General features: G+C 71.5%; 13 protein-coding genes. 9 read left to right on the top strand and 4 right to left on the bottom strand.

The window, feature by feature from the left end; genetic code table 11:
* Positions 1–176 precede the first annotated feature (176 nt).
* Positions 177–476, bottom strand: coding sequence for a PLD nuclease N-terminal domain-containing protein (locus tag IE241_RS32025; RefSeq protein ID WP_190025372.1), 300 nt, complete (start codon positions 474–476; stop codon positions 177–179).
* An 87-nt stretch (positions 477–563) separates the two neighbouring features.
* Here IE241_RS32025 and IE241_RS32020 point away from each other — a divergent pair, with 87 nt between their 5' ends.
* From IE241_RS32020 to IE241_RS32010, 3 genes are read left to right on the top strand one after another with little or no spacing between them, the layout of a single operon-like run.
* On the top strand, positions 564–2015 hold the full coding sequence (locus IE241_RS32020) for a menaquinone biosynthesis decarboxylase (RefSeq protein ID WP_190025371.1): 1452 nt from the start codon (positions 564–566) through the stop codon (positions 2013–2015).
* Positions 2012–2929 carry a menaquinone biosynthesis prenyltransferase MqnP gene (gene mqnP, locus IE241_RS32015; protein WP_190025370.1) on the top strand — a complete coding sequence of 306 codons (918 nt, stop codon included), beginning with the start codon at positions 2012–2014 and terminating at the stop codon, positions 2927–2929. The genes IE241_RS32020 and mqnP overlap by 4 nt, the downstream gene beginning before the upstream one ends.
* 49 nt (positions 2930–2978) lie before the next feature.
* Entirely contained in the window at positions 2979–3674 is a 696-nt protein-coding gene (locus IE241_RS32010) for a UbiX family flavin prenyltransferase (RefSeq protein ID WP_190025369.1), read from the top strand.
* Here IE241_RS32010 and IE241_RS32005 read toward each other — a convergent pair.
* Positions 3671–3817: a hypothetical protein gene (locus tag IE241_RS32005; protein WP_190025415.1), complete on the bottom strand. Its 147-nt coding sequence runs from the start codon at positions 3815–3817 to the stop codon at positions 3671–3673. The genes IE241_RS32010 and IE241_RS32005 overlap by 4 nt on opposite strands.
* Before the next feature lie 132 nt (positions 3818–3949).
* Between IE241_RS32005 and IE241_RS32000 the strand changes: the two genes are divergently transcribed.
* The 6 genes from IE241_RS32000 to IE241_RS31975 all read left to right on the top strand — a co-directional run bounded on the left by IE241_RS32000 (position 3950) and on the right by IE241_RS31975 (position 10634).
* Complete coding sequence (locus tag IE241_RS32000; RefSeq protein ID WP_168093790.1) at positions 3950–4405, top strand: Lrp/AsnC family transcriptional regulator; 456 nt, start codon at positions 3950–3952, stop codon at positions 4403–4405.
* Positions 4406–4456: 51 nt separating this feature from the next.
* Entirely contained in the window at positions 4457–5620 is a 1164-nt protein-coding gene (gene mqnE, locus IE241_RS31995) for an aminofutalosine synthase MqnE (protein WP_190025368.1), read from the top strand.
* Positions 5621–5714: 94 nt separating this feature from the next.
* Positions 5715–6002: a DUF4229 domain-containing protein gene (locus IE241_RS31990; RefSeq protein ID WP_190025408.1), complete on the top strand. Its 288-nt coding sequence runs from the start codon at positions 5715–5717 to the stop codon at positions 6000–6002.
* Positions 6003–6361: 359 nt separating this feature from the next.
* Positions 6362–7693 carry a dicarboxylate/amino acid:cation symporter gene (locus IE241_RS31985; protein WP_190025367.1) on the top strand — a complete coding sequence of 444 codons (1332 nt, stop codon included), beginning with the start codon at positions 6362–6364 and terminating at the stop codon, positions 7691–7693.
* Between the two features lie 151 nt (positions 7694–7844).
* The gene (locus IE241_RS31980; protein WP_373300815.1) at positions 7845–8543 is read left to right on the top strand and encodes a TetR/AcrR family transcriptional regulator; all 699 of its coding nucleotides are present in this window, start codon (positions 7845–7847) and stop codon (positions 8541–8543) included.
* 192 nt (positions 8544–8735) lie between these two features.
* Positions 8736–10634 carry an AMP-dependent synthetase/ligase gene (locus tag IE241_RS31975; protein ID WP_190025366.1) on the top strand — a complete coding sequence of 633 codons (1899 nt, stop codon included), beginning with the start codon at positions 8736–8738 and terminating at the stop codon, positions 10632–10634.
* Positions 10635–10708: 74 nt separating this feature from the next.
* Here IE241_RS31975 and IE241_RS31970 read toward each other — a convergent pair whose 3' ends face one another.
* Entirely contained in the window at positions 10709–11875 is a 1167-nt protein-coding gene (locus IE241_RS31970; RefSeq protein WP_190025365.1) for a lipase family protein, read from the bottom strand.
* A 136-nt stretch (positions 11876–12011) separates the two neighbouring features.
* The gene (locus tag IE241_RS31965; protein WP_190025364.1) at positions 12012–13058 is read right to left on the bottom strand and encodes an AraC family transcriptional regulator; all 1047 of its coding nucleotides are present in this window, start codon (positions 13056–13058) and stop codon (positions 12012–12014) included.
* Positions 13059–13136: the final 78 nt, after the last annotated feature.

Below are 13136 nucleotides of genomic sequence, written 5' to 3'. Positions count from 1 at the left end.
GCCGGGATCGGCTTTTCTTATTACCCGATCGGGGGATGGGCGCCTACGCCGTACGGCGGGTGACGCCCTGGACACCGGGTGACGGCCGCCCGGGCGAATCGCCTGACAGGGCGTCAGTACGTCTCGGTGCGTTCCAGGTACGCCTCATACGTCTCGGTGCGCGGAGCGGGGGCGGGTCAGGCCGCGGGCGGCGGGTCGCCCTGGTCGCGCCGGAGCGACTTCAGGAACTCGGGGTTGTCGTCGGGCGCGACCCACTGCCGGCCCCCGCGGTCGGCCCGCGGCCCGGCCGCGGCGCGCGGACGGCCCGCGATCAGCCAGGCGACCGGCCCGATCAGCACCTCGCCGAAGAGCAGGATCACGATCACCCAGCCGAGCTTCGGCAGGCCGCGGACCTCGTTCTCCGGAGTGTTCAGGCAGTCCACGAAGGCGTAGATCCACAGCGCCAGGATCAGCAGGAACGGCAGATACCTGAGCATGTCGGACGGCTCCCCGGGAACGGTGGTACGGGCCGCTCGGCGGCCCCGCTACCGGTCCAGCGTAGTGCGTGCTTGATACTGGAGCGCATGGCTTACGACGACCTTCGCTCGTTCCTCCGGGCGCTGGAGCGCGACGGCGACCTCAAGCGCATCAAGGCGGAAGTCGATCCGTACCTGGAAATCGGCGAGATCACCGACCGGGTGAACAAGGCGGGCGGCCCCGCGCTGCTCTTCGAGAACGTCAAGGGAGCGGCCATGCCGCTCGCCATGAACGTCTTCGGCACCGACCGCCGGCTGCTCAAGGCGCTCGGCCTGAGCTCCTACGACGAGATCAGCGACAGGATCGGCGGCCTGCTCAAGCCCGAGCTGCCGCAGGGCTTCACCGGCATCCGCGAGGCGTTCGGCAAGCTCGGCGCGATGACGCACGTACCGCCGCGGAAGATCAAGGACGCTCCGGTGCAGGAGGTCGTCCTCACCGGCGACGACGTCGACCTCGACCGGCTGCCGGCGCTCTTCACCTGGCCCGAGGACGGCGGCTCCTTCTTCAACCTGGGCCTGACCCACACCAAGCACCCCGAGACGGGCGTGCGGAACCTGGGCCTGTACCGCCTGCAGCGCCACGACAAGCGCACCATCGGCATGCACTGGCAGATCCACAAGGACAGCCGCAACCACTACCAGGTCGCCGCCAAGCGCGGCGAGCGGCTGCCGGTCGCCATCGCCTTCGGCTGCCCGCCGGCCGTGACGTACGCCTCCACGGCGCCGCTGCCCGGCGACATCGACGAGTACCTCTTCGCCGGCTTCATCTCCGGCAAGCGCATCGAGATGGTCGACTGCAAGACCGTCCCGCTGCAGGTCCCGGCCAACGCCGAGGTCGTCATCGAGGGCTGGCTGGAGCCGGGCGAGATGCTCCCGGAGGGCCCCTTCGGCGACCACACCGGCTTCTACACGCCGCAGGAGCCGTTCCCGGCGCTGACGATCGACTGCGTGACGATGCGCAAGCGGCCGCTGCTGCAGTCCATCGTGGTCGGCCGCCCGCCGACGGAGGACGGGCCGCTGGGCCGGGCCACGGAGCGGTTCTTCCTGCCCCTGCTGAAGATCATCATTCCGGACATCGTGGACTACCACCTGCCGGAGTCCGGCGGCTTCCACAACTGCGCGATCGTCTCGATCGACAAGAAGTACCCCAAGCACGCGCAGAAGGTCATGCACGCCATCTGGGGCGCGCACATGATGTCGCTGACCAAGCTGATCATCGTGGTGGACGCCGACTGCGACGTGCACGACCTGCACGAGGTGTCCTGGCGGGCGCTGGGCAACACGGACTACGCCCGCGACCTGACGGTCGTCGAGGGCCCCGTCGACCACCTCGACCACGCCTCGTACCAGCAGTTCTGGGGCGGCAAGGCGGGCATCGACGCGACGGCGAAGTGGCCCGAGGAGGGCTACACGCGCGACGGGGGGTGGCCGCAGATGGTCGAGTCCGATCCGGAGACGGCGGCGAAGGTCGACCGCAGGTGGAAGGAGTACGGGCTGTGACGTCCGCGGAAGGGGTCCTCACTCCGGGCCCGGCGCCGTCGAGCGGCAAGGTGAAGGCCTTCCTGCGCCTCGTGATGATCGAGCACTCGGTCTTCGCGCTGCCCTTCGCCTACATCGCCACCCTCACCGCGATGTTCCGCACCTACGGCAACGTCCACTGGACGCGGCTGCTGCTGGTCACCGTCGCGATGGTCGGCCTGCGCACGTTCGCGATGGCCTGCAACCGCATCATCGACCGTGAGATCGACGCCCGGAACCCGCGCACGGCCGGCCGGGAGCTGGTCACGGGTGCGGTGTCCGTGCGCTCGGCGTGGACCGGCGCCGGGATCGCCGTCTTCTTCTTCCTGGGCGCGGCGGCCCTGCTGAACCCGCTGTGCCTGGCGCTGGCCCCGATCGCGGTCGTGCCGATGGTGGTCTATCCGTACGGGAAACGATTCACCGACTTCCCGCACGCGATCCTGGGCCTGGCCCAGGCGATGGGCCCGGTGGGCGCGTGGCTCGCGGTGACGGGGGAGTGGTCCTGGGAGGCGGTGGTCCTGGGGCTCGCGGTGGGCGTGTGGATCGGCGGCTTCGACCTGATCTTCGCCTGCCAGGACGTGATGGCGGACCGTGCGCACGGGGTGAAGTCGACGCCGGCCCGCTTCGGCGTCCCGGCGGCGCTGCACGGCGCCCGCGTGTGCCATGTGATCACCACGGGCCTGCTGGCCTGGTACGGGGCGATCACGGATGCGGGGGTGTTCTTCTGGGCGGGTCTGGCCGTCGTGGCCGGGGCGTTCCTCTACGAGCACACGATCGTCAAGCCGCACGACCTGTCCCGCCTGAACAGGGCATTTTTCACGGTCAACGGTTTCATCGGCATTGCGCTTTTCGTGTGCGCCCTGCTGGATCTGGTGGCGCGGGGGCTCGGCGTCTAGCCGGGCCGCCTCGCGCGGGCGCTCCCGGGCCTGCGGCTAGGCTCGGGGCGTGGAGCCGTACGAACGAGTAACGCAGCGCCCGGAGCGCCGGCCGTGGGTGGTCGGGGTGTCCGGGGCGTCCGGTACGCCGTACGCCGCCGCCGTGGTGCGGGGGCTGCTGGCGGCCGGGGAGGCCGTGGACCTGGTGGTGAGCCGCGCATCGCGGCTGACGCTGCTGGACGAGACCGGCATCAAGTTCCGCGACGCGCACTGGCAGGACGACCTGCGCGAGTGGCTGGTGCTGGGCGCCGACGGGAAGCCGCACTTCGGGGAGGCCGTGCTCGACGACGTGCGGTACTGGCCCGCCGGGGATCTCGCCGCGGGGCCGTCGTCCGGCTCGTATCCGGCGAAGGGGATGCTGATCGTCCCGGCGAGCACGGCCTGTGTGGCCGGTGTGGCGCTGGGGTTGTCGAAGGACCTGCTGCAGCGGGTCGCGAGCGTGACGCTCAAGGAGCGGAGGCCGCTGGTCGTCGCCGTGCGGGAGACGCCGCTGAGCGGTCAGACGCTGCGGCAGCTGGTGGCGCTGGACGAGGCGGGCGCAGTGGTGCTGCCCGCCTCTCCGGCGTTTTACGCGGGTGCGACGCACATCCAGGATCTGGTGGACTTCGTCGCGGGGCGGGTGCTCGATGCGGCGGGTGTGCCGCACCGGCTGTACCGCCGGTGGAAGGGAGAGCTGGGTGGCGCGCGCTCCCCGGAGGGGGACTAGCGCTTCTTGGCGCGCGCGGCCCGGCTGATGCCGCGTGCGGCCTTGGCCTCGGCGCGGTGCTCGGCGGTCTGGTGGGCACGCGAGCGGTTGGCCAGGTCCTGCATCTCACGCATGCGGGCGTAGGCCATCTCGAGCGTGTACACGGTTACGTCACTCCTGAAGGATCGTCGTTGATCTAGCGAGTTGAGCGAAGATTTGCGGGCTACGAAGCCCTGCATGCCTTAGATTCTACATGAAACGCGGCGAGTTCGCCGATTATTGAAAGGTGCCAGGTTATGGACGCGGTGGACAGGCAGCTCATCCAGGCCCTCCGGGAGAACGGCCGGGCCTCGTACGCGGAACTGGGCCGGCTGGTGGGCCTCTCCGGGCCGAGCGTCACCGACCGGATCAACCGCCTGGAGGCGGCCGGCGTCATCACGGGCTACCGCGCGACCGTCAACGCCGCGTCGCTCGGCCTCGGCGTCACCGCCCTGATCGGCCTGCAGCTCTCGGACAGCGCCGACCACGAGGACGTGGCGCGCCGGCTGCGCGACCTGGCCGAGATCGAGGACTGCTGGTTCATCGCGGGCGACGACTCGTACATGCTCAAGGTCCGCGTCAGCGACGTGGACGGCCTGGAGCGCACCATCCGCCGGCTCTCCGGCACCAAGGGCGTGGCCCGCACGCGTACCACGATCGTGCTGTCCACGAAGTGGGAGAACCGGGTCGGCGAACTGCCCGACGAGGCGTAGGGATACGCTCGGGAGAGTTCGTAAAGCGGAAGTATCGGAGAGGCGGACGTCATGGACGCGGGGCTCAAGCGCGAGCTGGAGGAGAAGGTCCTCGCCGGGGAGCGGCTGACCCGTGAGGACGGCATCGCCCTCTACGAGTCCGACGACCTGGCCTGGCTGGGCGGGCTCGCCCACCACGTCCGCACGCAGAAGAACGGCGACGTCGTCCACTTCAACGTCAACCGTCATCTGAACATGACGAACGTGTGCACGGCGTCGTGCGCGTACTGCTCGTTCCAGCGCAAGCCGGGCGAGAAGGACGCGTACACGATGCGCATCGAGGAGGCCGTGCGCCTCGCGAAGGCGATGGAGAGCGAGAACCTCACCGAGCTGCACATCGTCAACGGTCTGCACCCGACGCTGCCCTGGCGCTACTACCCGCGCTCGCTGAAGGCCCTCAAGGAGGCGCTGCCGAACGTCTCGCTGAAGGCCTTCACCGCCACCGAGATCCAGCACTTCGAGAAGATCTCCGGCCTGCCGGCCGACGAGATCCTCGACGAGCTGATCGACGCCGGTCTGGAGTCGCTGACCGGCGGCGGCGCGGAGATCTTCGACTGGGAGGTCCGCCAGCACATCGTCGACCACGACACCCACTGGGAGGACTGGTCGCGCATCCACCGCCTGGCGCACTCCAAGGGCCTCAAGGGCCCGGCGACCATGCTCTACGGGCACATCGAGGAGCCGCGCCACCGCGTCGACCACGTCCTGCGGCTGCGTGAGCTGCAGGACGAGACCGGCGGCTTCCACGTCTTCATCCCGCTGCGCTACCAGCACGACTTCGTGGACATGAAGGACGGCAAGGTCCGTAACCGCCTGCAGGCCCGGACGACGATGGCGACGGGCGCCGAGGCGCTGAAGACCTTCGCGGTCTCGCGGCTGCTGTTCGACAACGTGCCGCACGTCAAGGTGTTCTGGGTGATGCACGGCGTGCAGACCGCGCAGCTCGCGCTGCAGCACGGTGCGGACGACATGGACGGCTCGGTCGTCGAGTACAAGATCACGCACGATGCGGACAACTACGGCACGCCCAACAAGCTCACCCGTGACGATCTGCTGGAGCTGATCCGCGAGGCGGGCTTCCGCCCGGTCGAGCGCAACACCCGGTACGAGATCATCCGCGAGTACCCCGGCCCGGACGCCTCGCTGCGCGAATCGCCGCAGGCGATGCGCCTCTGAGATCCACTTCGGGGCGTGCTGTACTGGTTTGACTGAACCGGTTTGACTGAAGAACGTGCCCCCTTCGGTCGTCGTCGAGGAGAAGGTCCCGCCCGTGAGTAGCCAGAAGTACGCGTCGCTCCGCTACACCGCCCTGCGATTCGGCCTGCTCATCGGCTGCTTCGCGGTCGTCTACGTGCTCTGCTACGCCCATGTCATCCCGCTGGGCGCGAACAACTCGAACTTCCTGTGGATGGTCCTGCTCGCGCTGGTCCTGTCGGCGCCGCTGAGCTGGGTGCTGCTGCGCAAGCAGCGCGATGCGATGTCCGTGCAGATCGTCGAGCGCGTGGACCGGGCGAAGGCGGCGATCAACGCCAACGCCGGTCAGGAAGACCGGGTGTAAGCCTCGTCACGTTTGCCCGATTTCCGCCGGTGCCCCGGCGTGGAGCTTCCCGCTCTGCGCCGGGGCACCGGCGTTTCCGGCCACCCGTGAGGGGCCCGCGAGAGGTCCGCGAACCCAAAGAAGAGCTTTGAGCTCCTCAAAGTCCGAGTGTTAACGTATTGGACATGAAGACAGCAGTAGCGCACTCGTTCCCCACGGGCCCCGTGCTCGTGGCGCGCCTGCACGTCGATCTTTGCCGCTGTGTCAACGCGGCCTGTTGTCGCCGCTGACGTCATGTCCACCGCGGCCGGAGATCCTGCGCAAACGGATTTCCCCGGCACCTCACGCCCTTTTTCTTCCGTCTGTAACCGGAGCTTCCGTTGTCATCGACACCCTCGTCCTCCGCGGCGTCCTCGCGCCGGCGCATACCCAACGTCCCGTTCTGGGCCCAGATCCTGCTCGGTCTCGTCCTCGGCGCCCTGCTCGGCTGGGCCGCCAAGAGCGGTGACATCTCCTGGCTCTCCACCACGCTGGGCAAGATCGGCGACATCTTCGTCCAGCTGCTGATGCTGGTCATCGCGCCGCTGGTGTTCTTCGCGATCCTGGTGTCGATCACCAACCTGCGGAACGTCTCCAACGCCGCCCGGCTGGCCACCCGCACCCTGATGTGGTTCATGATCACGTCGCTGATCGCGGTCGTCATCGGCCTGGGCATCGGCCTGCTCACCGACCCGGGCGCGGGCACCGGCCTGACCGCCGCCGACGGCGCCGAGCCCAAGAAGCACGGCTCCTGGATCGACTTCCTCACCGGGATCGTCCCGACCGACATCGTCACGCCCTTCACCGAGCTCAAGGTCCTGCAGATCGTCTTCATGGCCGTGGTCGTGGGCGTCGCGATCCTGAAGACCGGCGAGAAGGCGAAGCCGGTCCTCACCCTCAGCCACTCCGTGCTGGAGCTGCTGCAGAAGGCCCTGTGGTGGGTCATCAAGCTCGCCCCGCTGGGCACGCTCGGCCTGGTCGGCACGGCCATCTCCACGTACGGCTGGAACCTGCTCAGCAAGTACGCGACGTTCACCGCGGACATCTACGTGGGCTGCGCCATCGTGCTGTTCGGCGTCTACCCGCTGCTGCTGGCCGGCGTCGCCAAGGTCAACCCGCTGCAGTTCTTCAAGGGCGCCTGGCCGGCCATCCAGCTGGCCTTCGTCTCCCGCTCCTCGGTCGGCACGATGCCGCTGACGCAGAAGGTCACCGAGCGCCTGGGTGTGCCCAAGGAGTACGCGTCCTTCGCGGTGCCGTTCGGCTCGACGACCAAGATGGACGGCTGCGCCTCGATCTACCCGGCCATCGCCGCGATCTTCGTCGCCCAGGTCTTCGACGTGCCGCTGGAGGTCAAGGACTACATCCTGATCGCCTTCGTCTCGGTGATCGGCTCGGCCGCGACCGCCGGTCTGACCGGTGCGACGGTGATGCTGACCCTGACGCTGTCGACGCTGGGCCTGCCGATGGCGGGTGTGGGTCTGCTGCTGGCGATCGACCCGATCGTGGACATGATGCGCACCGCCACCAATGTCGCCGGCCAGTCGGTCGTCCCGATCCTGGTGGCCTCCCGGGAGGGGATCCTGGACCGCGCGGCGTACGCGTCGGCCGACGGTTCCCACCTGGAGGACGGCGAGTCCCGTGTGGACGTTCAGCCCCAGCCCGTGGCGGCGTGACGGGCCGGGTTCCGGCCGTCCGACGGGGCCGGTCCGCGGCCGCCTGACGGGATCTTGACTGACTCGTCCGTAGGGAGTGGACCGAACGGCCCTACCCCGCATCCCTCCACCCCGTAACATTACCTGCCGGTAACGTGACGGGGGCGGAGGGATGTTTGTCGTGAATGCTGCACAGACCGACGTACTTCAGGCCCAGGGGAAGCCGAGGGGCAGGACGAAGCGCATGCCGCGGGAGGTGCGCGAGCGCCAGATGCTCGACGCCGCCGTGGCCGTCTTCGCGCGGCGCGGGTACCGGGCCGCGTCGATGGACGAGATAGCCGAGCTGGCCGGGGCGTCCAAGCCCCTGGTCTACCTCTACCTGCACTCGAAGGAAGACCTCTTCAGCGCCTGCATCCGGCGCGAGGCCGAGGCGCTCATCGCGGCCGTCCAGGCGTCCGTGGACCCGGGCGCCCCGGCCGACCGGCGGCTGTGGAACGGGCTGCGCGGGTTCTTCGCGCACACCGCCGCGCACCCCGACGGCTGGGCGGTCCTGCACTGCCAGGCGCGCACCCACGGGGAGCCGTTCGCGCTGGAGGTGGCCGCCCTGCGGCAGCGGCTCGTGGACGTCGTCACCCGGCTGATCACGGAGACGGCCGAGGCCGGCGGCTGCCCCGAGCCGCTGCCCGAGGTCGAGGTCGCCGGGCTCGCCCACGCCCTGGTGGGCGCGGCCGAGTCGCTCGCCGGGTGGTCCAACGGGCGCGACGGCGCCGCCTCCTGCGAACGGCAGACGGCGGAGACGCTGATGAACTTCGCCTGGACGGGGCTGGAGAACCTGCGGAACGGGCGGCGCTGGGCGCCCGCCCGCGCCTGACGCCGGTGTCGGCGTCGGCGTCGGCGGAGTCCGGGAACCGCGAGGCGGCCCGCCCGGCGCTGTGCGCCCTTGCGGCGCGGCGGCGGGCCGCCTCGCGGTTCCCGCCGCGGCCGGAAGGGGGTGCGGCGGTCTGGAGCGAGTGGCTCCCGAGGCGTAGATTGCCGCCACTTACCGCCCAGTAGGGAGCCGCACGTGTCCGTACCGCACAGCGCAGCCCCACCCCGCGTCACCTTCGTCGGGGGAGTCGTCCGCGAGGCGTCCCTCCCGCCGCTCGCCCCGCCCGTGTCCCGGGGGTCCCTCGGCGACCTGCCCTTCGACAACGCCGCCGAGGCCCCCGCCGACCCCGTCCTCAGCCGGAAGCAGCCCGACGGCACCTGGCGCGACGTCAGCGCCGCCACCTTCGCCGCCGAGGTGCTCGCCACCGCCAAGGGCCTGATCGCCCATGGGCTGCGGCCCGGCGACCGGCTCGCGATCATGGCCCGCACCCGCTACGAGTGGACGCTCCTGGACTTCGCCGCCTGGGCCGCGGGTCTCGTCACCGTCCCCGTCTACCCCACCTCCTCCGCCGCGCAGGTCCGCTGGATCCTGCACGACTCCGGGGCCGCCGCCTGCGTCGTGGAGGGCCCGGAGCAGACGCGGCTGGTGGAGGCCGGGCGCGCATCCCTCCCGGGCCTGGCCCACCTGTGGGAGTTCGACGCGGGGGAGGCCGCGGAGGCTGCCGTCCCCCGCCTGATGGCCGCGGGCCGCGCCCTGCCCGCCACGGCCGTCACCGAGGCCCGGGCCACCCGCAGCCCCGACGACATCGCCACCCTCATCTACACCTCGGGCACCACCGGCCGTCCCAAGGGCTGTGTCCTCACCCACGCCAACTTCTTCACCGAAGTCGACAATTCCACCGAGCTGCTGCACCCCGTCTTCAAGGCCGTCAGCAAGAAGCCCGCCGCCACGCTCCTCTTCCTGCCCCTCTCGCACGTCTTCGGCCGGACCGTCGCCGTCGGCTGCATGCGCGCCCGCGTCCGCGTGGGCCACGCCCCCTCCCTGCGCACCGAGGACCTGCTCGCGGACCTCGCCGGCTTCCGCCCCACCTTCCTGCTCGTGATCCCCTACGTGCTGGAGAAGGTCTACAACACCGGCCGCGCGACCGCCGAGAAGCTGGGCCGCGCCGCCTCCTTCGACCGGGCCGCCTCCGTCGCCCGGCGCTGGGGCGAGGCGGAGGAGGCCCGCCGGCACGGCACCGGCCCGGGGCCCGGCCCGGGGCTGCGCGCGGCCCGCGCCCTGTACGACCCGCTGGTCTACCGGCGGATCCGGGCCGCCCTCGGCGGCGAGGTCCGCTACGTGCTCAGCGGCGGCTCCCCGCTCGGCGAGCGCCTCGCGGCCTTCTGCACGGGTGCGGGCATCGAGGTCTTCGAGGGCTACGGCCTCACCGAGACCACGGCCGCCGCCACCGTCACCCCGCCGCACCGCCCCCGCATCGGCACGGTCGGCTGGCCGCTGCCGGGCGGCGCCGTGCGGATCGCGGAGGACGGTGAGGTGCTGCTGCGCGGCGGGCACGTCTTCGCCGGGTACTGGGACGGCGAGCTGGGCAAGGCGGTGCCCGCGGCGCCGGGGGAGTGGTTCCCCACCGGGGACCTGGGCGCGCTCGACGCGGACGGCTACCTGACCATCACCGGTCGCAAGAAGGAGCTGATCGTCACCTCCGGCGGCAAGAACGTCGCCCCCGCGCCGCTGGAGGACCGGCTGCGCGCGCACCCCCTCGTCGGCCAGTGCATGGTCACCGGCGACAACCGCCCCTACGTCACCGCCCTCGTGACCCTGGAGGCCGACGGCGTCGCCCACTGGTGCCGCATGCACGGGAAGGAGGGCCTGCCGCCGGAGGAGCTGGCGCGGGACGGCGAACTGCTCGCCGAGCTGCAGACGGCGGTGGACGACGCGAACGCCCTGGTCTCGCGGGCGGAGTCGATTCGGCGCTTCGCCGTCCTGCCCGTGGACTTCACGGAGGAGGCCGGCCACCTCACGCCGTCCATGAAGCTCAAGCGGGAGGTCATCGCCCGGGACTTCGCACAGGAGGTGGAGCGGCTGTACGAGCGCTGAACCGGAAAGCCCGGTCCAGCGCTCGGCGTGCATCAGCGGTCGCCCGTCAGCAGTTGCCCGTCAGCAGTTGCCCGTCAGCAGTTGCCTGCCGCGGGCCTGCCGGCGAACCGGTCGGCGAGCCAGCCCGCCGCCGGGGCGGATTCCGCGATCACCCCGGTGACGTGCCCGGCCAGCGGCAGCGCCTTCCACTGCACGGTGGCGTTCTTCGTGCACCAGTCGGCGCGCAGCTGCCGCGCGCCCGCGTACGGGATGAGCTCGTCGGCGGTGCCGTGGTAGAGGTAGACGGGCCGGTCGGGGGCGCGGGTGCCGAGGTCGGAGGCGTGCAGCACGCGCTGCCAGTCCGCCTCGTTCAGCGGGTTCCTGACCGTCACGTCGGAGATCCGCTTGAACAGGCTCGCGGCGGCGTCGACGGCCACGCAGTGCTTCTTGAGGAAGTCGACCTGCTGCCGGCCCTTGCCGTTGAGGTAGGAGCCGAGGTCCAGCTCGGGGAAGGCCGCGTTCTGCCCGATCGCGCCCATGAGGACCAGGCCCGCGCCGATGCCGCCGTCGTTGAACTCCGCGACCTTCAGGAGGTCGGCGGGGACGCCGCCCGCGGCCGTGCCCTTGAGGTTCAGCTCGGGGGCGTACGACGCGTGCAGCTCGGCGGCCCAGCCCGCGGCCTGCCCGCCCTGCGAGTAGCCCATGATGCCGACCGGGGAGCCCTCGGCCAGCCCGGCCTCCGGCAGCCGCAGGGCGGCGCGGGCCGCGTCGAGGACGGCATGGCCCTCCGCGCGGCCGACGGTGTACGTGTGGTCGCCGGGCGTCCCGAGGCCCTCGTAGTCGGTGACGGCCACCGCCCAGCCGCGCAGCGTCAGCTGCTGGATCAGATTGGCCTCCGCCGTCGTCCCGTACGGGAAGCCGGCCGAGGGGGCGCACTGGTCGGCGATCCCGACCGTCCCCACGGCGTACGTCACGAGCGGGCGCGGCCCCTTTCTGCCGTCCTGGGGGACGATCACCGTCCCGGAGACGACGTTGGGGGCGCCCTTGGCTGTGGTGGAGCGGTAGGTGACGTGCCAGGCCCTGGTGCCGGTGGGCTGGCCGGGCAGCGGGTGGAAGGAGGTGGGTGAGGAGGTGACGATGTCACCCGGTCCGGCGGCGGACGCGGGCCCGGCGGCGCCGGCCGCGCCCGCGAAGCCCAGTGAGACGGCCAGTGCGGCGACGGCGGCCCAGGCCTTCGTACGCAGGTGCCTACGCAAGTGCATGCGGCTCTCCCGGCAGTGAGGTGGTGACGGGTCACTCATGTCTCGTCGCGGATCACGCCCGCGAAACTCCCCGGGGACGGCGGGAGTCGGGGAGACCGTAGTGACTGACGGGTAGGAAAGAAGCTGACCGGAAAGCTCAGCTTTGCTGACCCCGCTCGTGCACGTCCAGGAGGCGGTACGCGCCCGGCGTGGTGCCCGTCCAGCGGCGGAACGCGCGGTGGAAGGCGGTGTCCTCGGAGAAGCCCAGCCGCGCCGCCAGCTCCGCGATCGGCTCCCGCCCCTCCGCCAGGCCCGCCACCGCCGCCTCCCGCAGCACCTGATCGCGCAGCCGCCGGTAGGACGTGCCCTCCTCGTTCAGCCGCCGCCGCAGCGTCGCCGGGCTGACCGCGAGCCGCGCCGCGAGCTGCGCCACCTCCGGCAGCCGGGCCGCCCGGCGCTGCGGGCCCTCCCGCAGCGCCCGCGCCAGGGCGTGCCGCACCTGCTCGGCGACCGTCGTGCCGTACTCGCGGCGGTCGAGCAGCCCGGCGGGCGCGCGCCGCAGCAGCTCCGCCAGGGCGCCCTCGTCCCGGACGACGGGCGCCGCCAGCCAGCGCGGGTCGAACCCGGCGCGGGTGCGCGGCGCGCCGCAGCGGACCGGGCAGCCGAACAGCAGGCCGTACTCGCCCGCGTACGGCGGCGCCGGGTGCGCGAACTCCGCCCAGCGCAGGGGGATCCGGCGGCCGATGAGCCAGCTCGTCAGGCGGTGCCAGATCAGGACCAGGCACTCCGCGGCGAAGGGCGCCTCGGCGAGCGCCCGCAGATCGGTGCGCACGGCGAACGCGGCGTCGGGGCCGGTGCGTTCGACGGCGAGGTCGGGACCGCCGGGGAAGAGGCCGTAGAAGCGGGTGGCGCGGCGCAGGGCCGCGCCGAGGTCGGGGCAGCCGATGCTCGCGTGGCACATCATCGCGAACGTGCCGGGCCGGCTGGGCTCGGGCCCCAGGCCCAGGAACTCGTCGCGGGTGGCGTGCCGGATGGCGGTGACCAGGCGGGCGAACTGCTCGGGCGCCACGCGCGCGTGGGCGTCGCCGAGGAGCAGCGGGGGGATGCGGGCGCTCTGCAGGAGGGGCACGGTGTCGATGCCGAGTCGCCGGGGGCCGGTGAGGGTGGCGCGTACGTGGTGCACGGTGATCGTGCGACTCGTCATACGGATGACGGTAACTCCGTTGAGCGCCGGGGTCAGTGGGGCCGACGGTTCCGGTCATGCCGATCGGGGGCGAACGTT

Origin of the sequence: Streptomyces hiroshimensis (assembly GCF_014650335.1) — a bacterium.
In the GTDB taxonomy this organism is placed as follows: domain Bacteria; phylum Actinomycetota; class Actinomycetes; order Streptomycetales; family Streptomycetaceae; genus Streptomyces; species Streptomyces hiroshimensis.
This window is presented reverse-complemented; position numbering and strand designations above follow the sequence as displayed.

Coding starts and splice junctions, on each gene's coding strand:
- mqnE (WP_190025368.1), top strand. CDS start 4,457: ATGGACGCGGGGCTCAAGCGCGAGCTGGAGGAGAAGGTCCTCGCCGGG.
- IE241_RS31970 (WP_190025365.1), bottom strand. CDS start 11,875: ATGCACTTGCGTAGGCACCTGCGTACGAAGGCCTGGGCCGCCGTCGCC.
- IE241_RS32025 (WP_190025372.1), bottom strand. CDS start 476: ATGCTCAGGTATCTGCCGTTCCTGCTGATCCTGGCGCTGTGGATCTAC.
- IE241_RS31980 (WP_373300815.1), top strand. CDS start 7,845: ATGTTTGTCGTGAATGCTGCACAGACCGACGTACTTCAGGCCCAGGGG.
- IE241_RS32000 (WP_168093790.1), top strand. CDS start 3,950: ATGGACGCGGTGGACAGGCAGCTCATCCAGGCCCTCCGGGAGAACGGC.
- IE241_RS32020 (WP_190025371.1), top strand. CDS start 564: ATGGCTTACGACGACCTTCGCTCGTTCCTCCGGGCGCTGGAGCGCGAC.
- IE241_RS31965 (WP_190025364.1), bottom strand. CDS start 13,058: ATGACGAGTCGCACGATCACCGTGCACCACGTACGCGCCACCCTCACC.